This window comes from Bradyrhizobium sp. 21, from assembly GCF_023073335.1.
GTDB lineage: Bacteria > Pseudomonadota > Alphaproteobacteria > Rhizobiales > Xanthobacteraceae > Bradyrhizobium.
In genome coordinates this window covers 245410-266713 of record NZ_JADPJG010000004.1, presented here as the reverse complement: position 1 = coordinate 266713, position 21304 = coordinate 245410, and the positions used below count along the sequence as shown (strand labels likewise).

Annotated in this window: 24 protein-coding genes; 8 read left to right on the top strand and 16 right to left on the bottom strand. The window is 65.2% G+C overall.

Annotated elements, in window-relative coordinates:
- Positions 1-11: 11 nt before the first annotated feature.
- The 8 genes from IVB31_RS08780 to uvrC all read right to left on the bottom strand — a co-directional run bounded on the left by IVB31_RS08780 (position 12) and on the right by uvrC (position 8091).
- Positions 12-1499, bottom strand: coding sequence for an EAL domain-containing protein (locus tag IVB31_RS08780; protein ID WP_247320830.1), 1488 nt, complete (start codon positions 1497-1499; stop codon positions 12-14).
- 142 nt (positions 1500-1641) lie between these two features.
- Positions 1642-2772: a YihY/virulence factor BrkB family protein gene (locus IVB31_RS08775; RefSeq protein WP_247320828.1), complete on the bottom strand. Its 1131-nt coding sequence runs from the start codon at positions 2770-2772 to the stop codon at positions 1642-1644.
- Positions 2773-3360, bottom strand: a complete 588-nt coding sequence (locus IVB31_RS08770; RefSeq protein ID WP_247320825.1) for a phage holin family protein — start codon at positions 3358-3360, stop codon at positions 2773-2775.
- A gap of 88 nt (positions 3361-3448) precedes the next feature.
- Positions 3449-4408 carry a 50S ribosomal protein L3 N(5)-glutamine methyltransferase gene (gene prmB / locus IVB31_RS08765; RefSeq protein ID WP_247320823.1) on the bottom strand — a complete coding sequence of 320 codons (960 nt, stop codon included), beginning with the start codon at positions 4406-4408 and terminating at the stop codon, positions 3449-3451.
- Entirely contained in the window at positions 4408-4875 is a 468-nt protein-coding gene (locus tag IVB31_RS08760) for a molybdenum cofactor biosynthesis protein MoaE (RefSeq protein ID WP_247320821.1), read from the bottom strand. Before IVB31_RS08760 ends, prmB begins: the two co-directional genes overlap by 1 nt.
- 185 nt (positions 4876-5060) lie before the next feature.
- Complete coding sequence (gene moaD, locus IVB31_RS08755; protein WP_247320819.1) at positions 5061-5312, bottom strand: molybdopterin converting factor subunit 1; 252 nt, start codon at positions 5310-5312, stop codon at positions 5061-5063.
- On the bottom strand, positions 5309-5926 hold the full coding sequence (gene pgsA, locus IVB31_RS08750; RefSeq protein ID WP_247320809.1) for a CDP-diacylglycerol--glycerol-3-phosphate 3-phosphatidyltransferase: 618 nt from the start codon (positions 5924-5926) through the stop codon (positions 5309-5311). Before pgsA ends, moaD begins: the two co-directional genes overlap by 4 nt.
- A gap of 98 nt (positions 5927-6024) precedes the next feature.
- Positions 6025-8091, bottom strand: a complete 2067-nt coding sequence (gene uvrC, locus IVB31_RS08745; RefSeq protein ID WP_247320807.1) for an excinuclease ABC subunit UvrC — start codon at positions 8089-8091, stop codon at positions 6025-6027.
- 248 nt (positions 8092-8339) lie between these two features.
- On the opposite strand from uvrC, the gene IVB31_RS08740 reads away from it, so the two are divergent.
- Positions 8340-8963, top strand: coding sequence for an outer membrane protein (locus tag IVB31_RS08740; protein ID WP_247320805.1), 624 nt, complete (start codon positions 8340-8342; stop codon positions 8961-8963).
- Between the two features lie 99 nt (positions 8964-9062).
- Here the strand turns inward: IVB31_RS08740 and IVB31_RS08735 are convergent, their stop codons facing one another.
- The 4 genes from IVB31_RS08735 to IVB31_RS08720 all read right to left on the bottom strand — a co-directional run bounded on the left by IVB31_RS08735 (position 9063) and on the right by IVB31_RS08720 (position 11707).
- On the bottom strand, positions 9063-9278 hold the full coding sequence (locus IVB31_RS08735; protein WP_063986700.1) for a cold-shock protein: 216 nt from the start codon (positions 9276-9278) through the stop codon (positions 9063-9065).
- Positions 9279-9528: 250 nt separating this feature from the next.
- Positions 9529-10389, bottom strand: a complete 861-nt coding sequence (gene rlmJ / locus IVB31_RS08730; RefSeq protein WP_247320803.1) for a 23S rRNA (adenine(2030)-N(6))-methyltransferase RlmJ — start codon at positions 10387-10389, stop codon at positions 9529-9531.
- A 52-nt stretch (positions 10390-10441) separates the two neighbouring features.
- On the bottom strand, positions 10442-11134 hold the full coding sequence (locus IVB31_RS08725) for a ribonuclease T2 (RefSeq protein WP_247320802.1): 693 nt from the start codon (positions 11132-11134) through the stop codon (positions 10442-10444).
- 108 nt (positions 11135-11242) lie between these two features.
- Positions 11243-11707 carry a hypothetical protein gene (locus IVB31_RS08720; RefSeq protein WP_247320801.1) on the bottom strand — a complete coding sequence of 155 codons (465 nt, stop codon included), beginning with the start codon at positions 11705-11707 and terminating at the stop codon, positions 11243-11245.
- Positions 11708-11888: 181 nt separating this feature from the next.
- On the opposite strand from IVB31_RS08720, the gene IVB31_RS08715 reads away from it, so the two are divergent.
- Both IVB31_RS08715 and IVB31_RS08710 read left to right on the top strand, forming a co-directional pair.
- Positions 11889-12194: a hypothetical protein gene (locus IVB31_RS08715; protein ID WP_247320800.1), complete on the top strand. Its 306-nt coding sequence runs from the start codon at positions 11889-11891 to the stop codon at positions 12192-12194.
- 44 nt (positions 12195-12238) lie between these two features.
- On the top strand, positions 12239-12769 hold the full coding sequence (locus IVB31_RS08710) for a DUF3617 family protein (RefSeq protein ID WP_247320799.1): 531 nt from the start codon (positions 12239-12241) through the stop codon (positions 12767-12769).
- Between the two features lie 170 nt (positions 12770-12939).
- On the opposite strand, the gene IVB31_RS08705 is transcribed toward IVB31_RS08710, so the two are convergent.
- From IVB31_RS08705 to IVB31_RS08695, 3 genes are read right to left on the bottom strand one after another with little or no spacing between them, the layout of a single operon-like run.
- Positions 12940-14328 (bottom strand): ATP-binding protein, encoded by a 1389-nt coding sequence (locus IVB31_RS08705; protein WP_247320797.1) that lies wholly within the window; start codon positions 14326-14328, stop codon positions 12940-12942.
- Positions 14329-14353: 25 nt separating this feature from the next.
- On the bottom strand, positions 14354-15085 hold the full coding sequence (locus tag IVB31_RS08700) for a response regulator transcription factor (protein WP_247320796.1): 732 nt from the start codon (positions 15083-15085) through the stop codon (positions 14354-14356).
- Entirely contained in the window at positions 15082-15549 is a 468-nt protein-coding gene (locus tag IVB31_RS08695) for a MarR family transcriptional regulator (RefSeq protein ID WP_346730859.1), read from the bottom strand. The genes IVB31_RS08700 and IVB31_RS08695 overlap by 4 nt, the downstream gene beginning before the upstream one ends.
- Before the next feature lie 411 nt (positions 15550-15960).
- Here IVB31_RS08695 and IVB31_RS08690 point away from each other — a divergent pair, with 411 nt between their 5' ends.
- From IVB31_RS08690 to IVB31_RS08670, 5 genes are all read left to right on the top strand, one after another.
- Entirely contained in the window at positions 15961-17043 is a 1083-nt protein-coding gene (locus IVB31_RS08690; RefSeq protein ID WP_247320792.1) for a branched-chain amino acid aminotransferase, read from the top strand.
- A gap of 193 nt (positions 17044-17236) precedes the next feature.
- Positions 17237-17761 carry a DUF2314 domain-containing protein gene (locus tag IVB31_RS08685; RefSeq protein ID WP_247320790.1) on the top strand — a complete coding sequence of 175 codons (525 nt, stop codon included), beginning with the start codon at positions 17237-17239 and terminating at the stop codon, positions 17759-17761.
- Between the two features lie 49 nt (positions 17762-17810).
- Positions 17811-19331 carry a histidine--tRNA ligase gene (hisS, locus tag IVB31_RS08680; protein WP_247320788.1) on the top strand — a complete coding sequence of 507 codons (1521 nt, stop codon included), beginning with the start codon at positions 17811-17813 and terminating at the stop codon, positions 19329-19331.
- A gap of 55 nt (positions 19332-19386) precedes the next feature.
- The gene (locus IVB31_RS08675; protein ID WP_256464300.1) at positions 19387-19635 is read left to right on the top strand and encodes a tautomerase family protein; all 249 of its coding nucleotides are present in this window, start codon (positions 19387-19389) and stop codon (positions 19633-19635) included.
- Positions 19636-19814: 179 nt separating this feature from the next.
- Positions 19815-20219 carry a hotdog domain-containing protein gene (locus tag IVB31_RS08670; protein WP_247320786.1) on the top strand — a complete coding sequence of 135 codons (405 nt, stop codon included), beginning with the start codon at positions 19815-19817 and terminating at the stop codon, positions 20217-20219.
- A 96-nt stretch (positions 20220-20315) separates the two neighbouring features.
- Here the strand turns inward: IVB31_RS08670 and proC are convergent, their stop codons facing one another.
- A complete protein-coding gene (gene proC, locus IVB31_RS08665) occupies positions 20316-21140 on the bottom strand; it encodes a pyrroline-5-carboxylate reductase (RefSeq protein ID WP_247320784.1) in 825 nt (274 codons plus the stop codon).
- Between the last annotated feature and the right edge of the window lie 164 nt (positions 21141-21304).

Here is a 21304-nt window from a genome sequence, read left to right as displayed (position 1 = left end):
CGCGCGGCCGATCAGATGCGGCGCGCGAGCGCCGCGTTGCCGGTGACGCGTTGGGCCGGAGGTGCGGCTGACGTCGCGCCAGATGTAGCGCCTTGGCTGGGGGAAGCGGAGCCATTGGATCCCTGAATATCCTGCGCCTGGTTCGGCGAGGCCCCGCCGGTAGCAGATGCCCCATCCGGCCGCAATGGTCGGGGCGGCGCGAAAAGAAACCCCTGGCCGAACCGCACGTCATAGTCGAGCAGGTCGATCACGGCACGCTCGCCCTCGATCCGCTCGGCGATCAGGTCGATGCCGAAGCGGCCGAGCAGGTCGGAGAGGTCGGAGGGATGGATGTCCGAGGCCGAAGCCTGCATCGGGTCGAGCAGCAGCGTCGCCGGCACCTTGATGAAGCGCACGCCGCGGTCGGCCAGCTCGCGCGGCTCGATGCGCAAATCCGTGACATGGTCGATCGAGAAGCGGAAGCCGCGCTGGGCGAGCGCGGCGAGGTTCTCGGTCTCCGCCGGGCCGAGATTGCGGAAGGTCGATTGCTTGAATTCCAGCACCAGCGAGGGCGCCAGCGCCCGATTGGCTTCGAGGAAGTCGAGATATTGCGCGAAGGTCGTGGAATTGCCGAGCGTGGACGCCGCGACGTTGCAGAACACGCCGACATCCTTGTTGCGCACCATCAGGCGCCGCAGCACCTGCACACAGCGCAGCATCACCATGTTGTCGATGCGCCCGATCAGGCCGGAGGCCTCAGCGATGCTGATGAACTCCTCGGCCGCGACCAGCTGGTCACGCTCGTCGCGCAGGCGCGTCACGGCTTCGTAGAAGCGGACCTTGCGCTGCGGCAGCGTCACCATCGGCTGGAGGAAGATGTCGATGCGGTTCTCGTCGATCGCGTTGCGCAGCGTCGCCAGCAATTGGGTCTGGTTGCGGCCGTTGGCCGTCTGAACCGGATTGCCGGTCTGGGACTGGATCACTGGAGGTGCTGCCGGCCGGGGCGGCGGCGCAGGAACCGGGGGAGGGGCAGCCGGCCGCTCCTCGAACGGCGCCATCAGGTCGAGCGGCGGTTGCGGCTCCAGCCTCGCGACGGGAACGGGAGCCGGCGCGTTGCCGGCCAACAGATCCTCATGGGCCGAGACGGTGGTGGCGAGCTGTCGGACCAATCCACCGAGCTCGTTGATCTCTCCGACCACCGACTGGACACGGTCGGAGTTGGTCGAATTGGCGGAGGCGATGCGTCCCTCGATCGCGGCAAGCCGGCGGCCGAACTCGGCCACCTGGCGAGCGAGGTCGGCGGTGCCGCGCGAAAGGTCAGCGATCTGGCCGCCGACGTCGCTGCGGTCGCGCAGCCGCATCGACACGGCGTTGTAGAGGATCAGGAAGGTCAGCGCGGTCAGCGCCACGATCGCGGATTCGGTGCCGGTGATGCCGGCGACGGCGTAGAGCACGAGCCCGAGCGATGCCGCGACCAGAACCATGCAGATGGCGATGAAGATCGTCGAAATGCGAATCATGCCGCGCGTTAAGCCTCAAGAGCTGACTGCCTCACCGGGAAAACACGGGGGGCATTTCGAACCCGTCCCGCCCCCATGCTCGCCCAAGCGGCATGACCCTAACATCATTGTTGATTCGAGGGGATAGCGGCCTGTCGCAGAGTCAAGATGGCGCGGTGGCGCCGACCGTGTCGGCCGAGACGGCCTGGCGGGTGCCGAGCGGCTTCGGCGGCCCAGTGGTCGTGTCGCGCAGGGTCTGCCGTTCGATCTCCGAATTCAGCTCGGCCCCGAACATGATGACAATGGCCGACATCCACATCCACGTCATCAGGCCGATCGCCGCGCCGAGCGAACCGTAGGTCGCGTTGTAATTGGCGAATTTGGACAGATACCAGGACAACAAGGCAGAGCCCGCGATCCAGAGGATCGCGGCCGTCACCGCGCCGAGGCTCAGCCATTGCCAGCGGGGGGCATCGCGACTGGGCGCGAAGCGGTAGAGGGTGGCCAGCGCCGCGAGCAGGATCAGGAACAGCACCGGCCATCGGGCGAGTGCCACGATCAGCTTGCTTTCAGGCGCCATGCCGAGGTGATTGAGCGCGAGCGGGAAGGCGACGACGGCACCCACCATCACCAGCAGCGCTACGATGCCGCCGACTGTAAAGGCCAGCGACACCATGTTCAGCTTGATGAAGCTGCGCTTCTCGCGCTCCTCGTAGGCGACGTTGAGCGCATCGAAGATCGCCTTTACGCCGGCATTGGCGCTCCAGATCGCGAGCACGAGTCCGAACAGGAAGGTGACCCCCAGGGTCCCGCTGCCATTCGACACGACGCGGGCGACCTGGTCTTGGACGATCTGGAACGAGCCTTCGGGCATCATCGCCGCGAGCGTCTGGAGATTTTTGCTGATGGTAGAGGGATCGGCGAACAGGCCGTAGGATGAGACGAGCGCGGTCACGGCCGGAAAGATCGCGAGCAGGCCGAAGAAAACGACGCCGCCGGCGGTCGCGAGCAGACGGTCGTCGTCGATGCGCTGATAGGTGCGCCAGAAAATATCCTTCCAGCCAGCCCAGGGGATCGTGAACGGGCTTTTCGCGCGGCGGCCGCGGCCTGGCTGCGCAGCTGCGCCTGTCGGGCTGGTTTCCGGCGAATTCCCCTCGCTGTTGCGATGGTCTTGCGGTGGCCCGGCGCGGACAAAGCCGGATTCCTGAAAGTAGCGTTCGGCGGTCAGCACGAAGACGGCCGTCGCGGCGACCAACAGCCAACTATCGAACTGCTCGGAGTCCCGCGCTGGCATTCAGGCGCCCAATCTTTGACCGTGACGCCTTCGGCGCGCCGCCGTGAACCCCACCAAGCCGACGGCTGCGAGCATCAGTCCGAGTTGCACGGGCCGGTTAGTCCGAGCCGGCAAAGAATTGCCGCCATGGCCGCGTTCGCCGGGTGCGAGCGGTGCCAGCGGAATCGTCGTCGCGACCTCCTTCAGCGCCTGCTTGACCGTTCCGCGCGGGATCCGCGGGGTGGCGATCGCGACGCGCATACGGCTGGCAAGCGGCACGATCGGCCTGTCACGACGCTTCATCTGAGCGAGAGCGACCCCGGCACAGGACGCGGCCAGCACCAGGAGCACGGCCGCGACGGCACCAAAACCCCAGAATTGACCGTGGGTAATTGCGATCCAGCGATACAGGGCGATCAGGCCGACGAAGAAGGTTGCAACCAGGAACAGCCCGGCCACCGCGAACAGTCCTGCCGCGACCGCGTAGGACGTCGCGCGGCCCGTGGCCTGGTTGGTGCGGTCACGCAGATAGGACTGGGCGGCGCGCTTGAGATGGTTGAGCTTGAGCGCCATGCCGGCGCGCAGCAATTCGCCCGATGGCGCGAGCATGCGGATATCCTCCAAGAGCGAGACATTCGTCGAGGATGAACGTGGCGGTATTTGACTTGTTCCGACGCGGCGTGCCCGTCGTGACGGGTCAGCCGAGATCGCCGGCCGCGATCCAGAACACCTCGCCCTCGGAGTCCTCGGTGTCGAGCCAGAGCAGCGGCAATTCCGGAAAGGCCTCGTCGACCAATTCGCGGCCGCGGCCGATCTCGCAGATCAGTCCGCCGTCCGGCGCCAAGTGGTCGGGCGCATCGCGCAGGATCCGGCGGACCACGTCGAGACCGTCGGCGCCGCCGTCGAAGGCGAGCTTCGGCTCTGCCCGGCACTCCGGCGGTAGCGCCGCCATGCCTTCCGCATCGACGTAAGGCGGGTTGGTGATGATCAAGTCGTATTTGGTGTCACCGAGCGGGGCGAACAGGTCGCCGCGATGCAGGCTGATCCGGTCATCGAGCCCGTATTCGCCGACATTTCGTCTGGCGACTTCGACCGCGCCCTTCGAGACGTCGACGGCGTCTATCGTGGCGTTCGGGAAATGATGCGCCGCGAGGATCGCGAGGCATCCCGATCCCGTGCAGAGATCGAGCACCCGTTCGACGGCCGTGGGGTCGTCGATCAGCGAGCCCGCCTCGCCGTCACCGCCGAAATGCGACTCCAGCAGCTCGCCGATGAAGGAGCGCGGAACGATGACGCGCTCGTCGACATAGAAGGGCAGGCCGCGCATGTAGATCTTGTTGACGAGATAGGCGGCCGGTTTGCGCGTGGTGACGCGCTGGTGGATGAGATCGACGATGGTCTTGCCCTCGGCGGCCGTAGCGCGCGCGTTGGCAAAAATCTCGAACTGTTCCGGATGCAAATGCAGGGCTTCACAGACCAGGAAGGCTGCTTCCGCGACCGGGTCGGTCGTGCCATGGGCAAAGGAGAGCTTGGCCTCATTGAAGCGGCTCACCGCATAGCGGACGAAATCGACCAGCGTGAGAAGCTCGCCGCGGCTCACTTTCGCGAGCTTTGGCGCGGCGCGGCCGCGCACGGTCTTTTTGGATGTTGTTGCCATCAGCGGCGGGTCCAGCGTGCGGCGGCTTCCTCGTCGCGGGCCTGGGCCTCGACCCAGCCGGTGCCGGTGGCGCTCTCTTCCTTCTTCCAGAACGGCGCGCTGTTCTTGAGATAATCCATCAGGAACTCGGCTGCCTGGAACGCCGCCTGGCGGTGCTGCGAGGCGGTCAGCACCAGCACGATGTTCTGGCCGGGCATGAAGCGGCCGACGCGATGGATCACCGTGACGCCGTTCAGCGGCCAGCGCGAAATGGCTTCGACGGCGTGACGCCTGATCTCTTCCTCCGCCATGCCGGGATAATGTTCGAGCGTGAGCGCGGCGATCTTCGCGCTGTCCTCATCGGCGCGGCAGATGCCGGAGAAGCTCACGACCGCGCCGATGTCGGTGCGGCTCCCGGTCAGGACCGCGATCTCGCGCGCGATGTCGAAATCGTCCGGCTGGATGCGGATGGTGACGGGGCAGCTCATGCTCTTCCCGCTCGGACGGTGCCACACCTCTCCCATAGGGAGAGGTCGCGCCGAAGGCGCGGGTGAGGGGATCCGCTCTCTCGTGAGACCTGTGCCCCCTCACCCGGATCGCTTACGCGATCCGACCTCTCCCCGACGGGGAGAGGTGAGGCGACACCGTACGCTGGTCTGTTCGAGAACATGGCCTAGCCGCCGGTCATCGGCGGGAAGAACGCGATCTCGCGGGCGCCTGCGATCGTGGCGTCCGCTTTGACGTGGGCATGGTCGATCGCGGCGCGGATCACCTTCGGCTTCTCGAAGGCGTGCGCATAAGCTTCGCTTTGGCCGGACAGCCAGGCGATCAGCTCTTCCACGGTAAGCACGGTCGCTGGCGGCTCGATCGTCTCCTCGGCCTTGCCGACGCGTTCGCGCACCCAGGCGAAATACTTCACCTTCATCCCTCATCCTCCTTGATGAGGTGATGGATGCCGGCGCGGAAATAGTCGTAGCCGGTGTACATGGTGAGGATCGCCGAAGCCCAGAGCAGCGCCAGTCCGATCATCGAGACCATGGGCACCACCTCGTCGCCGGCCGGACCAGCCAGCAGGAATCCGATGGCGATGAGCTGAACGGTCGTTTTCCACTTCGCAAGCTTGGTCACGGGCACGCTGACGCGCAGCGCGGCGAGATATTCGCGCAGGCCGGAGACCAGGATCTCGCGGCACAGGATTACGATGGCGGCCCACAGCGACCAGCCGTGAATGATGCCGTCGGCGGCCAGCATCAGAAGGCACGAGGCGACCAGCAGCTTGTCGGCGATCGGATCGAGCATCCGGCCAAATGCCGATTGCTGATTCCAGATCCGCGCGTAATAGCCGTCGAGATAGTCGGTGACCGCGGCCGCGATGAAGATGGCGACCGCGAGCCAGCGCAGCCACAGCGGGCCGTCCATGATCGACTGCGCGTAGATGCACCCGACCACGACCGGGATTGCGGCGATCCGGCCGTAGGTCAGGAGGTTCGGGAGGGACATCGCGCGGCTGGTCGTCCCTCGTGTCGTGGCGATGTTCATTCGTCCTACCAATACCGCTGCAGCCTGAAGGTCAACCGTTCCGCTCCCCAAATGGGGTGCGGGATGCGACGACCATATGACCGCGGCCCCCCTTTAGTTCACCCCGGCTGGGGATGGAAATACTCGAAAATCCTACGAGCGCTCTCGGCGCTGACCCCCGGAACCTTGCCGAGATCGACGATCGAGGCCCGTTCGATCTCCTTCAGAGTTCCGAAATGATGCAGCAAGGCACGTTTGCGTGACGGACCGATCCCCGGAATTTCCTGCAAGCCGGCCTCGCGGATGTCCTTCTTGCGCAGCGTGCGGTGCGAGCCGATGACAAAGCGGTGCGCCTCGTCCCGCAGCCGCTGGATAAAATAGAGCACGGGGTCGCGCGGCTCCAGCTTGATCGCCTCGCGCTCGGGCATGAACAGGGTCTCGCGGCCGGCATCCCGGTCCGGCCCCTTGGCCACAGACATCAGCGCCACCTGGGTCAGGCCGAGATTTGCAAAGATCTCCCTGACAGCGTTGAGCTGGCCGCGGCCGCCGTCGATGATCACGAGATCGGGCCATTGCGGGAAATCGTCGTCCTTGGCCTTGGCCGTACCCTCCTCGGGCGGATTGATGAGGCGCTTGAAGCGGCGCTCCAGCACCTCGCGCATCATCCCGTAATCGTCGCCCGGCGTGAGCCCTTCCGACTTGATGTTGAATTTGCGGTACTGGTTTTTCACAAATCCGTCGGGGCCGGCGACGATCATGGCGCCGACTGCGTTGGTGCCCTGGATGTGACTGTTGTCGTAGACCTCGATGCGCTTGGGCGGATGCGGCAGGCTCAGCGTCGTGGCCATGGCGTCCAGCAGGCGGCTCTGTGTCGCGGTGTCTGCGAGCTTGCGGCCGAGCGCCTCGCGCGCATTGGTCAGCGCGTGGGCGACGAGCTCCTTCTTCTCGCCGCGCTTGGGCGTGGAAACCTCGATTTTGCGGCCGGCCTTGATCGACAGAGCATTGGCGAGCAGCTCGCTCTCCTCGATCTCGTGCGAGAGCAGGATGTTCCTCGGCGGCGGCTTGTCGTCGTAGAACTGGGCGAGGAAGGACCCCAGCACCTCTTCCGGCGTATAGGTCTTCTCCGCGCGCGGGAAATAGGCGCGGTTGCCCCAGTTCTGTCCGGTGCGGAAGAAGAACACCTCGACGCAGGAGAAGCCGCCCTCCTGGTGGATGGCGAACACGTCGGCTTCTTCCACCGTGCGCGGATTGATGCCCTGCTGCGACTGGATCGCAGAGAGCGCAGCGAGGCGGTCGCGGTAGAGCGCGGCGCTCTCGAATTCAAGCTCGCCGGAAGCCTTCTCCATCTCGCCGGCGAGCTCCTGCTTCACCGCCTGGCTCTTGCCGGAGAGGAAATCGCTCGCCTCACGCACCAGCGTCGTATAGCCGGGAAAGTCGATCTCGCGGGTGCAGGGGCCGGCGCAGCGGCGGATCTGGTAGAGCAGGCAGGGCCGCGAGCGGCTCTCGAAGAAGGAATCCGTGCAGGAGCGGATCAGGAACGCGCGCTGCAGCGCGGTGATGGTGCGGTTGACGGCGCCGGCGGAGGCGAACGGGCCGAAATAGCGACCGGGTCGCGTCTGCGCGCCGCGGTGCTTCAGGATCTGCGGCGCCCAATGGTCGCCGGTGATCAGGATATAGGGAAACGACTTGTCGTCGCGCAGCTGGACGTTGAAGCGTGGCCGGAGCTGCTTGATGAGGTTGGCTTCCAGCAGCAGTGCTTCGGTCTCGGTGTTGGTCGAGACGATTTCCACGGTCACAGTGGCCGCGATCATGCGCAGGATGCGCGCCGGCTGCGGCGCACTCTGGCGCGCATAGTTCGACAGGCGCTTTTTGACGTTCTTGGCCTTGCCGACATAGAGCACGTCGGCATTCGCATTGAGCATGCGGTAGACGCCGGGCGAGGTGGGGGCGAGGCGGACCGCGCGCTCGATCGCCTCATGGCCGGTCGCCAGCGGCCCTTCACCGACCGCACCGCTCTCTTCCAGGATATCCGGCAGCCGGGCATCGTCCTCGTCGTCGCCGCCGGCGGCCGCGGGATCGAGGTCCGGCGGCGTCAGCGTCTCGGGCGGAGCGTCGGTCGCAGCGCCAGCCCGCGGCGATTTGCGCGCGCGGGTGTCGTCCGGATTGTCGGTGGAATCGTGAACCATGGTGCGAATTTAGGTGCTGGGTGTGCCGATTTGAAGTTCCGGCCTTGCGGCACGCACAGGAACGCGGCAGTTCCCGGTAACGCTTGCTTAAGCCTGTTAACAGCGCGGTAACCCAGCTTAACAGCCCTTTAACCTAAAACTCGCGATAAATCTTACGCGAAAAAGTGGTGGTTTCGTAACCATGCGGTTTTGCCCCGCGCGGCGGCGCAGGCAACGCACCGGTTGCGACAGTTGCGTTGGAGTGTGTGATGAAGAGGCTCGTTGTGGGCGCAGCCGCGTTGGTTGCGGCCGGCTGGACGGCTTCGGCAGAGGCCGCCGATCTCAATTACGGGCAGCGCGCGCCCTACACGGTCAATCAGCCGCTCAATGCCTATAGCTGGGCCGGTCCGTATCTCGGTGCCAATCTCGGCTACGAATGGGGCTCGGTGAGCAACAACCCCGCAAAGCCGTCCGGCTTCGTCGGCGGCGTTCAGGCCGGCTACAATTTCCAGAACGGCCCGTGGGTGTTCGGCGTCGAGGGCGACGTCCAGGCCGCTGGCGCCGACGACACCTTCGCGCCGTGGAAGTTTTCCAACCCGTGGTTCGGCACCCTGCGCGGCCGCGCCGGCTACGCCTTCAGCAACGTGCTGTTCTACGGCACCGCGGGCCTCGCCTTCGGCGAGCTGCGCGCGCAGACGTTCGGCTGGACGGAGTCGCACACCAGCGCCGGCTGGACCATTGGCGCCGGCGCGGAAGTTGGGTTCGCGCCGAACTGGAGCGCCAAGCTCGAATATCTCTACATCGATCTGTCGACGAGTCAGTTCGCAATTACAGGCGTGTCAAACGGCTATAACGCCAGCGTTGTGCGCGCCGGCGTGAACTATCACTTCTGATAGCTAAAGAAGAAAATACCGGACAACAGCCTCCCGGCCGCTCGCGGCCGGGATTTTTTTCGCCAGGTATTTTGCGTCAGGGGTTTTGCGTCAGGCCCGCTAGGACACGATCACTAAATTGACCGCCTTCGGCCCCTTCCCCTTCTTGTCCGGTTCGACTTCGAAAGTAATACGCTGTCCTTCGGCAAGGTCCTTCAGTCCGGCCCGCTCCACAGCAGTAATATGCACGAAGACGTCGCGGCCTCCGTCGTCCGGCTTGATGAAACCGTAGCCGCGCTCGCCGTTGAAAAACTTAACCGTTCCCGTCATGGCCATCGGGAAACTCCCCCTCATTGCTCCTCCGTCGCGACGCAGACGCACGTCACGACATGACCGGGCCTTACGAAGCCCGGGAGCTGGCCATCCTTGGGCGGACCTTTCGGTCCGGTCGGATCTTTATTAGGCCTTCACTCCGCCGCAACCATTCGCGGAAGCGGAACGTAAAGCCAGTCACGGAAACAGCATAATACGGTTCATTGCAGATTGACTACCGCTCCTGCATCTTTTTCCCAAGAATGCCGGAGTGTTACGGCCTCGGTACCTCTAGTCGGAATCTGGCAGCGCCACCCTGACCGAGCGGCATTTCCAGTTCGGGCAGGATCGTCTTGAGCTCACCGTGCAGCGTGTAAGGGGGATTGACGATCAAGAGCCCGATGGAGGTGAGAGCTGCGCCGTCGGCTTGGGGCGCCACACTGAATTCGAGGCGCAGGCATTTTCCCGGCGGCTTTGCTGCAGCTGCGAGCCGCGCCACTGATTGCACCAGTGCGTCGGTGGCGCGCCGGCTCTTGGCGGGATACCAGATTACATAGATACCGGTCGGCCATTTCACGAAAGCCGCCGAGAAGGCCTCGCCAAGCTTGTCGAACTCGTCCTTTGCCTCGAACGGCGGGTCGATCAGCACGAGCCCGCGCCGTTCCTTGGGCGGCACGAAGGCCGGCAGCGCCATCCAGCCGTCGAGATCGACCACCCGGGCCTGCTCGTCGTGGCGCAGCACGCCGATCAGCGCCTTGCGCGCCTTCGGCTCGATTTCGCAGGCGACGAGGCGATCCTGCGGCCGCATCAGGGCGCGCGCGATCAACGGCGAGCCCGGATAGGCCTTGAGCTCGCCCTTCGGATTGTAGGCGCGGACGATGTCGAGATAGGGCTTTGTCAGCGCGATGGTGTCGTTCGAGAAACGCGCCTGCATCAGCCGGGCAATGCCCGTCAGCCACTCGCCGCCACGGTGCGCCTCGTCGCTTTCGAGATCGTAGAGGCCGGCGCCCGCATGGGTGTCGATGACCCGGAAGGCCCCCGGCTTGTCCTGCAGATAGGTGATGATGCGCGCCAGCACGATGTGCTTGATGACGTCAGCGAAGCTTCCGGCGTGAAAGGCGTGGCGGTAATTCATGCAAGAGCACTACGCCACGTGACGGCTTGAGCAAAGGGGCACGACGCCCGCGCTACCCACCCCTGATCGGCGGCATCGTCAGCTGGTCGCGGCGGCAGGCGCGGCGGTCGATCTCCTCGCAGGCGCGGAATTGCAGATCCTTGCTGAGGCAGATGCGGACTTCGGACAGCCGCGTCCGGTTGCAGGTGATCGAGACGGCGGCGCTGCTCAGCCCCGGATTGGCCTTGATGAAGGCCTCCTCCACCTCTGTCGGCGCCACGGTCTTGGCCTGCGACAAATCGAGATATTCGGCCGGAATCTTGATCGCGGCACGCGCCTTCCGGATCGTCTCGAAATAGCTGCGGTCGGCGAGCCCCGAGCAGGTGCCGTGCTTGTCCCACTCGTTGAAGATCAGCCCCGGCGCCGGCATCAGGTCGAGCATCGAGGAGACGATGCTGCGGTTCAGCCGCGGCGACGGCCGCTGGCAATATTCCGGAAACCCGTTCTCATATTGCGGCCACAGGCCATGCACCACGAAAGCGTAGGGCCGTCCGCTGCACTGGATCTGCGAGCGGCCGCCGCGCTCGGCCGCCTCCTCGCAGAACGAGGGCGACCACGACAGCGACAGCACGTAGAAATCGAACTCGCCGGGCGCATTCTGCCGCTTGTCCTCCGCCTTCGCGCCGCCGGCCAGCGCAGCCAACCCGGCCGCAAGTGTCAGCGAGATCATCAGGCGGGAGAAGAAATGCAATCTGGAATGAAACATGGCGACGCCCCTCAACTAGACTGTGCAAGCAAGCCTAGCAGGCGATAAGAACATTTCAAGAACAAAATTCAGCTGGCCGTTCAGCCCGCCGAATCGGAGCTTCATGGATTAGGGCTTGGCGGCGCGGCAGGCGGGGTTATAGGCCCAGTTGCGGTCGACCCCGACCACGCACCATTCGACGCCTTGGCCGTAGCCGGCAAAGCCGCCGTCCTCGATGATCGAGAAATGCACCTTGCGCATCTTGCCGTCGGTAAGCATGGCCTCGCCGCTGCAAAAGCGGCGCGGAATGTTATCGGACGCCCAGGGCCGGAACGCGGTCTCGTGAACGGCGGCGAAGCCGGTGATCTTCAACGAGGAATTCCAGAACGAGCTTTCTTTCTCCCAGAACTGGGTGGCGATCGTGGGCAGCGCCCTGTCGCATTCGGAGACGTTACCGTCATAGCGCGGCCCGCTCAGCCAGAAGTTCAGCTCCAGCGGATTGGCGGCCCTGGCCTCACCAAGCGACAGCGCCCCGAACAGGAGGCCGAGCACGGCGGCAAAGCGGAGCGATTTCAGGGAGGTCGAGGCGCGCATGGGCAATCCAGACAGCATGATCTGCGAGGGGCGGACGGTGCCGCGAAGGCCGCGCGGGGTCAAGTGCAGCGCGGCAACACTTGGCCAAGAGTTGACTGCAACGTCGCAGCAGCCGGCCTTCGGTTCTTTCCACCGCCGCGCCGGCACCGTAAACTGCCGCCAACCAATCGGAGTGACGGGAATGCGAATCATTGCGGCCGCGGGCCTTCTTGCCGGCCTTGTTGTCTCGGGGATGATGGCGAGCCAGTCGGCGCGGGCCGATATCCTTCCGGTGCCCCCGTTCAAGGGCAACGACACCGGCGGCATCATCGCCTACTCGATGGCGACCCAGACCGATGCGCGGCAGGTCGCGGTCGATCACTGCGCGCGCTACGGCAAGGTCGCGAAATTCCTGGCCGTGCAGGCCTATGAGGGCGGCTACATCTCGTTCTCCTGCCGCTGGGTGCCCTATGGCGCCGCCGACCAGCCGATCCGCACGCTCTACTGAGGCGTTTTCGTAACGCCGCAATCTCTCAGCCGGGAGCTTCTCACATGACGCGCAAACTGGCTTTGCTCGGCTCGGCCCTTTGCCTCGTCTTGTCGGCAGGCGTAGCCTCCGCCGACGATCTGCCGGTGCGCAAGGCCGGTCTCTGGGAATTGAAGATGGTCAGGACCGGCACGCCGGTGCCCGAGATGACCATGCAGCACTGCACCGACGAGACCGTCGACAGGGAGATGAACAACAACGTCTCCCCGATGGCCAAGCAGATCTGCGCCAGGCAGGACATCAGGAAGACCGCGACCGGCTATGTCAGCGATTCCGAGTGTAACGTCGCCGGCATCAGCACGACCTCGCATGCCGAGATCACGGGCGATTTCAACTCAGTCTATACGGTGAAGACGTCGTCGCACGCACAGGGCGGCGGCGCCGGCGCGGCAGGCCGCGACAGCACCATGACGCTCGAGGCGAAGTGGCTCGGGGCCTGCAAGCCCGAGCAGAAGCCCGGCGACATCGTGATGCCCGGCGGCTTCAAGATGAACGTGCGCGACATGGACAAGCTGAAGGCGCTGCTGCCGAAGTAAGGCGACGCGTCGAGGTGATGCTGCGCTCCCTCGCCTGTTCTTACAGGGCCGGGGTGAGGGCCGTTTCCGCATTCATGGCGAGAGTCGGACCCGCGGAGAGTCCCCCTTACCCGAATTCGATCTACGATCGAATTCGACCTCTCCCCGCAAGCGGGGCGAGGTAAGAGCGGCTAAACCGGTATCCTTACGCTCGCCCTTAGTCCTCCCATCGGGCTGTCGCCGAGGGTGATGTCGCCGCCATGGGAACGGGCGATGTCACGGGCGATGGCGAGGCCAAGGCCCGTGCCGCCTTCGTCCTGGTTGCGGGCGTTGTCCAGCCGCAGGAACGGCTTGAACACCTCTTCGCGCAAATGGGCAGGGATGCCGGGCCCGTCGTCGTCGACCGTGACGGTCAGATAACGGTGATCGCGCTGGCCGGTGATGGCGATGGCCTTGCCGTAGCGCGCGGCGTTGGTGACGAGGTTGGCGAGGCAGCGCTTGAACGAGGCCGGCTTCACCGTGACCACGGGCAGCCCGTTGAACGCGACGGTCGCCGTGTGGCCGTGGCGTTCGGCGTCGCTGCGAAGCTCCTCGAGCGCCTGCGACATGTCGGTCGGCTGCGACTGCTCGCCGGAATCGCCGCGGGCAAACGCGAGGTAATCCTCCAGCATCATCGACATCTCGTCGACGTCCTTGCGCATGCCCTCCATTTCGGGGCTGTCGCCGATCAGCGCCAGCTCGAGCTTGAAGCGCGTCAGGATGGTGCGCAGATCGTGACTGACGCCGGCGAGCATCGCGGTGCGCTGCTCCATCGTGCGCTCGATGCGCGATTTCATTTCGAGGAAGGCGATCGACGCGCGCCGCACCTCGCGCGCGCCGCGCGGCCTGAAGTTCGGGGCTTCTCGGCCCTTGCCGAAACTTTCGGCGGCGTCCGCAAGCCGCAGGATCGGCTTGATCTGGTTGCGCAGGAACAGCACCGCGACGATCAGCAGGATCGAGGACGTCCCCACCATCCAGAACAGGAAGATTTCCGAGTTCGAGGCATAGGCGGCGCTGCGCTGCGCGAACACGCGCATCACGGCGTCGTCGAGCTGGATCCGGATCTCGACGAGGTTGGAGCGGCCGACCGTGTCGATCCAGAACGAGCGCCCGATCTGGCGGCCGAGCTGCACCGACAGCGTCTGGTCGAGCAGCGAGAAGAACGGCTTCGGCCCGGGCGGTGGCATGTCGCCGGCCGGGAGGAAATCGACGACGAGGCCGAGGCGCTGCTGCGCGATGCGGCGGATCTGGTCGCGATCCTTGTCTTGCGGATAGCCTTTGTAGACGTCGATCAGCGCGGCGATGTCCTGCACCACCGCGGCCGACAGGCGGCGCGTCACCGTGTTCCAGTGTCGCTCCATGAACACGAAGGCGACGACCGATTGCAGGATCACCATCGGCACGATCATGATCAGCAGCGCGCGGGCATAGAGGCCGGTCGGCATCCAGCCCTTGAACGCGTTGCCCATCCAGCCATTGGCGGCGGAGACGCGGCCGGCGGCGCTCTTCAACAGCGTCAGGCCGGTATCGATCGTGCTCATCGGTGGCGCTTCACTCTCTCAAACTCTAAGGCGAGGCCACCAGCCGGTAGCCGATGCCGCGCACCGCCTGGAGGAACAGCGGATTGGCGGGATCGGTCTCGATCTTGCGTCTGAGACGGTTGATCTGCACGTCGACCGCGCGCTCGTTGACGCTGCCATTTCCGGTCAGCGCGCTGCGCGGCACGGTCTCACCCGGTGTCTCCGACAGGATCCGCAGCATCTCGCGCTCGCGGTCGGTGAGGTGGATGACGTCTTCGCCCTGGCGCAACTCGCCGCGCTCGAGATGATAGACGTAGGGACCGAACGCGATCTTCTCGACCGCCGCGGCCTGCGGCGGCGGCGCAGCGCGCTTGAGGATGTTGTTGATGCGCAGCGCGAGCTCGCGCGGCTCGAACGGCTTTGCGACGTAGTCGTCGGCGCCGATTTGCAGGCCTTCGATGCGGGCTTCGGCTTCATGCCGCGCCGTCAGCATCACGATCGGCACCGAGGAGGAAGTCCGGATGAAACGGGCGAGGTCGAAGCCGGTCTCGCCGGGCATCATGACGTCCAGGATCAAGAGATCGAAGTGCAGGCCCAAAAGCTTGGAACGCGCGTCGCTGGCGCTGGCGGCGGTCGAGACGCGATAGCCTTCGGCCGCGAGAAAGCGCGACAGCAGATCGCGGATGCGGCGGTCGTCGTCGACCAGCAGGAGATGCGGGGCATCGTCGGCCGGTTGCACCGGCGGGCGGGCGAGCGTGGCAGCGAACGGCACGGTCACTCCTTGGTGTCGTGGTTGACGGAAGCGAAGATCGTCTCGAGCACCTTGTCCGGATCGTCGCGGTCGATCATCGCGCGCAGGAAGCGCTTGACGGTGTCGGCATCCTGCGGCGCCATCTCGGCGAGCGCCTTGGTGATCCGCGTGGTCTGCAGGCCGGCGAGCTTCTGCACCAACGCCTCGCCCTTCGGCGTCGCAAAGAGCAGGCGCTGGCGGCGATCATTGTCGCCGGTCTTCTGTAAAATATAGCCCTCGTCCAGGAGCTGCTTGAGCACCCGGCCGAGCGATTGCTTGGTGATGCGCAGGACGTCGAGGAGGTCCGCGACCTTGAGGCCGGGATACCGATAGACGAAATGCATGACGCGGTGGTGAGCCCGGCCGAAGCCGAACGCCTCCAGCTCCTGGTCGGGATCGCCGACGAAATCGCGATAGGCGAAGAACAGCAGTTCGATGATATCCCAGCGCAAATTGCCTCCATCGCCTGCGGCCGGCCGAGGCTCGGCAGCGTCTTGAGAGGAAGTCGCGAAATTTATGTCAGGCATATTGACGTATCTTGGGTTCAATGTTACAAAACGATCAATCCGCACGAAATTTTAGATCGTTTCGCGTCGGGTGGCATCGAAGCAGGGCGGCCGGAGAGGGCGAGAGGCGGCGACGGCCGGAGCAGATCTACCGTGCGATTGTCGAACGGCATTTCGGCAAAACATACTGGACTTCCGCCTTCCGCAAAAGCATGTCCTCGGCGACATGCTGGCCACGGAAACCGGCCGTAACAAGGCTGGCGGCGGTCCGGCCAGAAACCAATCAAGCCAGCCGGGCCCAAATCAGGGCAGGTGGGCGCCAGAACAGCGCCGCCGCCGGCAGCGGGAGGCAAGGACATGAGCATGAAATTCGACATCCAGCCCGCATCCAATCCCACCCCCGAGAAGGACCGCGTCGCCAAGCTGGCGGACCCCGGCTTCGGGCGGGTCTTCACCGACCACATGGCGGTGGTCCGCTACAACCAGGCCAAGGGCGGCTGGTACGAGGCGCGTGTCGAGGCCCGCGCCAATTTCCAGATCGACCCAGCCGGTGCCGTCCTGCACTACGCCCAGGAAATTTTTGAAGGCCTCAAGGCCTACAAGCGCGACGACGGCGGTGTGAACCTGTTCCGCCCGGACGCCAATGCGCGGCGCTTCAAGGACTCCGCCGACCGCATGGCGATGGCGCAGATCCCCGAGGACGTCTTCATCGAGGCGGTCGAGCAGGTCGTGCGGATCGATCGCGCCTGGATGCCGGGCGGCGAGGGCAGTCTTTACCTGCGTCCCTTCATGATCGCGAGCGAGACCTTCCTCGGCGTCAAGCCGTCGTCCGAATACATTTTTGCGGTGATCGCCTCGCCGGTCGGCTCCTACTTCAAGGGCGGACCCGCGCCGGTCTCGATCTGGGTCTCGGAGAATTATACGCGCGCTGCCGTTGGCGGCACCGGCGCGGTCAAGTGCGGCGGCAATTATGCAGCGAGCCTGCGCGCGCAGGCCGAAGCCATCCAGCACGGCTGCGATCAGGTCGTCTTCCTCGATGCGGTCGAGCGCCGCTACGTCGAGGAGCTCGGCGGCATGAACGTGTTCTTCGTGTTCGAGGACGGCTCGCTGTCGACGCCGCCGCTCGGCACGATTTTGCCCGGCATCACCCGCGATTCCATCATCGCGCTGGCCCGGGATGCCGGCAAGACCGTGCGCGAGGAACCGTACTCGCTCGACCAATGGCGCAAGGATGCGGCGAGCGGCAAGCTCAAGGAGGCGTTTGCCTGCGGCACCGCGGCCGTGATCTCGCCGATCGGCAAGGTGCGCTCGGTCAGCGGCGATTTCGACATCAGCGGCGGCGCCGCCGGCCCCGTCGCGATGGGCCTGCGCAAGCAGCTCGTCGACATCCAGTACGGCCGCACCAACGATCCGCACAACTGGATCAGGAAGCTGGATTGATCTCTCATGTCCCGGACGCGCAAAGCGCGAGCGGGGACCCGGAGTGCCAATTGCTGGACCCCGGATCAGCAGCGCACCACGCCGCCAAGAGGCGGCGCGCTGCGCAGCAGCCGGGGACCACCAACCGCCATGAACTCTCGCTCGCGACGATGCGACAAAGCCCGAGACATCAAAGCATCCGGACATCGCGATCATGGCATCCACGCTCCCCCAGCCCCTGAAATGGGTTGTTCTCGCCGCCGTCACCGGCGTCAGCGTCTTCGGCATCCTGACCATCGGCCCCAAGCCGGAGGTCGCAGCCGAGGACCGCTCGCCCATCGTCGACGTGCGCACCGCCGACGCCGAGATGAACGCCGCCATCGCGCGCGCTCGCGATACCCTGCCGACCTTCTGGGCCTCCTACGACGCGCCGAAGTCGAGCGAGGCCGGGCACTCCCTCAAGGTGCGCTTCCCGACCCGCAAAGGCGCCGAGCACATCTGGCTGGCCGAGGTGAAGAAGCTCCCGAGCGGAACCTATTCGGGCCGTTTCGCCAATGAGCCGCGCGATCTGCCCGGCAAGCGGGCGGGCGACCTGGTCGAGTTCGCGCAAGGAGACATTTCGGACTGGATGTTCATGCGCAACGACAAGATCGTTGGCGGCGAGACCATCAAGCCCCTGCTCAAATCCATGCCGAAAGCGGACGCGGATGCGCTCCGGGCGCGGATGGAGCAGCCGTAGGGGCAAGCCAGCGGTTGCCGCACCCCGCGGCGGCTGGTAAATGCCGCGCATGGCCGAGAAACCTAAAAAAACGCAGAAATTAAAGGCACGCCTGCCGCGCGGGCTCGAGGATCGCGACCCCGCCGCGATCCGGGCGACGCGCGAGATGGTCGAGAAGATCCGCGCCGTCTACGAGCTCTACGGGTTCGAGCCCGTGGAAACGCCGGCGATGGAATATACCGACGCGCTCGGCAAATTCCTGCCCGACCAGGACCGTCCGAACGAGGGCGTGTTCTCGTTCCAGGACGACGACGAGCAATGGATCAGCTTGCGCTACGATCTGACCGCGCCGCTCGCCCGCTATGTCGGGGAGCGCTACGGGACCGACGCCCTTGTCCTGCCCTATCGCAGCTATCGCGTCGGCTACGTCTTCCGCAATGAAAAGCCCGGCCCCGGCCGCTTCCGCCAGTTCATGCAGTTCGATGCCGACACGGTGGGCTCGGCGACGCCGGCGGCGGATGCCGAGATCTGCATGATGGCCGCGGATACGATGGAAGCGCTCGGGATCGCGCGCGGCTCCTATGTGGTGAAGGTCAACAATCGCAAGGTGCTTGACGGCGTACTGGAAGCCATCGGGCTCGGCGGTGAAGAGAACGCGGGGCGCAGACTGACTGTGCTGCGAGCGATCGACAAGCTCGACAAGTTTTCCGCCGATGAAGTGCGCAAATTGCTCGGTCCCGGACGATGGGATGGCGGCGAAGAAGGCAAGGGCGACTTCACGAAAGGCGCCAATTTGAGCGCGGCTGAGGCTGACGTTGTTCTGGCCATCACCAAGCCGCGCGATGATTGGAGAGATGCCATTGCCGCGGCAGAAACCTACCTCGCCAAGAGCGAAGTCGGTCAGGCCGGGGTGAGCGAACTCGAAGAGATTGCCAAACTGGTCACCGCGTCGGGCTACGGTGCGGATCGCATCAAGATCGATCCCACCGTCGTTCGCGGTCTCGAATATTACACCGGTCCCGTCTACGAGGTCGAACTCCTCCTCGAAACCAAGGACGAGAAGGGCCGTCCCGTGCGCTTCGGCTCGGTCGGTGGCGGCGGGCGCTATGACGGTCTCGTTTCGCGCTTCCGCGGTGAGCCGGTGCCTGCAACCGGATTCTCGATTGGCGTGTCCAGGCTTCAGGCCGCGCTGACGCTGCTCGGCAAGCTCGACACGCGGCCCGAATTCGGTCCCGTCGTCGTCACCGTGTTCGACCGCGACCGCGTCGCCGACTATCAGAAGATGGTCGCAAGCTTGCGCACCGCCGGCATCCGCGCCGAGCTCTATCTCGGCAATCCCAAGAACATGGGCAACCAGCTCAAATATGCCGACCGCCGCAACAGCCCTTGCGTCATCATCCAGGGCTCCGATGAAAAGGCGCGCGGCGAGCTGCAGATCAAGGATCTGATCGAGGGCGCAAGGGCCGCAGCCGCGATCGCCTCCAACCAGGAATGGCGCGAGAGCCGCCCGGCGCAGTTCTCGTGCAGCGAAGCCGACCTCGTCGCGAAAGTGCGCGAGGTCTTGGACCGCCATGACGTAAAGTGGGGATAGCCATTCCGGCAGGCCGCCATGCCCGGGCTTGTCCCGCGCAGCGGCCTCCTGTTTGATGGCGCCCGTCAATGGCCGGTGTTCGGCCGCAAGGGAGAGAAAAATGCCTGAGATCACCGTCAGCATGGCCGAAGGCCGCACCGACGAACAGAAGGCCGGCATGATGCGCGACATCACCCAGGCGCTGGTGAAGAATCTCGGCGTCGACGCCGATGCCGTCGTCATCCAGATCAACGAAGCCCCGCTCCGCCACAAGATGAAGGGCGGCAAGACGTTCGTGGAACGCGCGGCGGCGGCGAAGAAATAGCCTCGGCTGGTTCGGGGAAGCACAGCCGTAGCTGCAATCACAGCCGTCGTCCCGGCGAAAGCCGGGACCCCATACCCACGGAAGTGGTTATAGGCGCGAGCTGATAACTCCTAGTCTTCGCCAAACCCAATTCGGTGGTTATGGGTCCCGGCTTTCGCCGGGACGACGGTGATCCAAGCATGGACGCACGCGACTTCATCACAATCGGCATGAGCGCCGAGCGCACGCTGGTGGTGCCGTTGGAGCGCACCGTCGGGCACTTCGTGCCCGGCATGCCTTTTGTCTATGCGACGCCGATGATGATCCTGGAGATGGAGATGACGTCGGGCGACGCGATCCGCAGCGCGCTACAGCCGGGTTGGGTCACGGTCGGCACCGAGGTCGACATCCGCCATCTTGCAGCAAGCCTCGTCGGCGCAACGGTGCGGACCACCGCAACAGTGGTCGCGGTCGAGCGCCGCGTCATCCGTTTCGAGGTCGAGGCCTTCGAGGGCACGCGCAAGCTCGGCGAAGGCCGCCATGCGCGTGGGCTCGTCAATGTCGAGATGTTCAACAAGCGGCTGGCTACAGGCTCGAAATCGTAGGGTGGCCAAAGGCGCGCAGCGCCGTGCCAACCATCTTTCCGCGACTGCATTCGAATTGGTGGGCACTGTTCGCTTTGCCCACCCTACGGCACGTCCTTACTTCGCCAATTCCTTTGATCGCTGCGTCGCCGCTGCGATCGCGCGGATCATGAGATCGCGCAGCCCCGGCTCGCCCATCAGCACGCCGAGCGCCGCGGCCGTGGTGCCGCCGGGCGAGGTGACGTTCTGGCGCAGCGTGCCGGAGGCAAGCTCCGACTGGTGCAGAAGTTCACCGGAGCCGGCGACGGTTTCGCGCGCGAGTCTTGTTGCCAGCGCCTCGGGCAGGCCGGCCTCGACACCCGCGCGTGCGAGCTCTTCGGCGAGCAGGAACACATAGGCCGGGCCCGAGCCGGAGACGGCGGTCACCGCGTCCATCAAGCTCTCATCGTCGACCCATTCGACCGCGCCGGTGGCGCGTAGCAGCGCATCCGCCACCGCGCGCTGGCCGGCGCTGACATTGTTCGCTGCGACCGCGACGGTGATGCCGCGGCCGATCGCGGCCGGCGTGTTCGGCATCGCGCGCACCACGGCGCCGCCGCAGACCTCTTCGAGCGAAGCGATCGTGGTTCCCGCCATGATCGACACCACCGACGTGTTGTCGGAGACGAATGGCTTCAGCCTGGCGCCGGCCTCGCGGAACATCTGCGGCTTCACCGCGACGATCATCGTCTCGACCAGGCCTGCCGCTGTCGCGTCGGGGTTCAGAGCAACGCCCTTGGCGGCAAGCGCGGTGATCTCGGGCGAGAGATACGGTTCAATCACCGCGACACGGCGCGGGTCGAGTCCGCCCGCCAGCCATCCGGTCAACATCGCGCCGCCCATCTTGCCGGCACCGGCGAGCAGGATGGTGCCGGTGATGTTCTGGAGAGTGTTGTTGGTCATCGCTGCTGCCAATGCATCCCGTCGTCCTGGCGAAAGCCAGGACCCATTACCCCGAGGGGTTCTAGTGGATGGAGGGCAGAGCAACAAGCATCGCGAGATACGGAGAGACCTCGCGGTATGGGTCCTGGATCTGCGCGACGACAGCGCTTCGCGCGGCCGTCGCT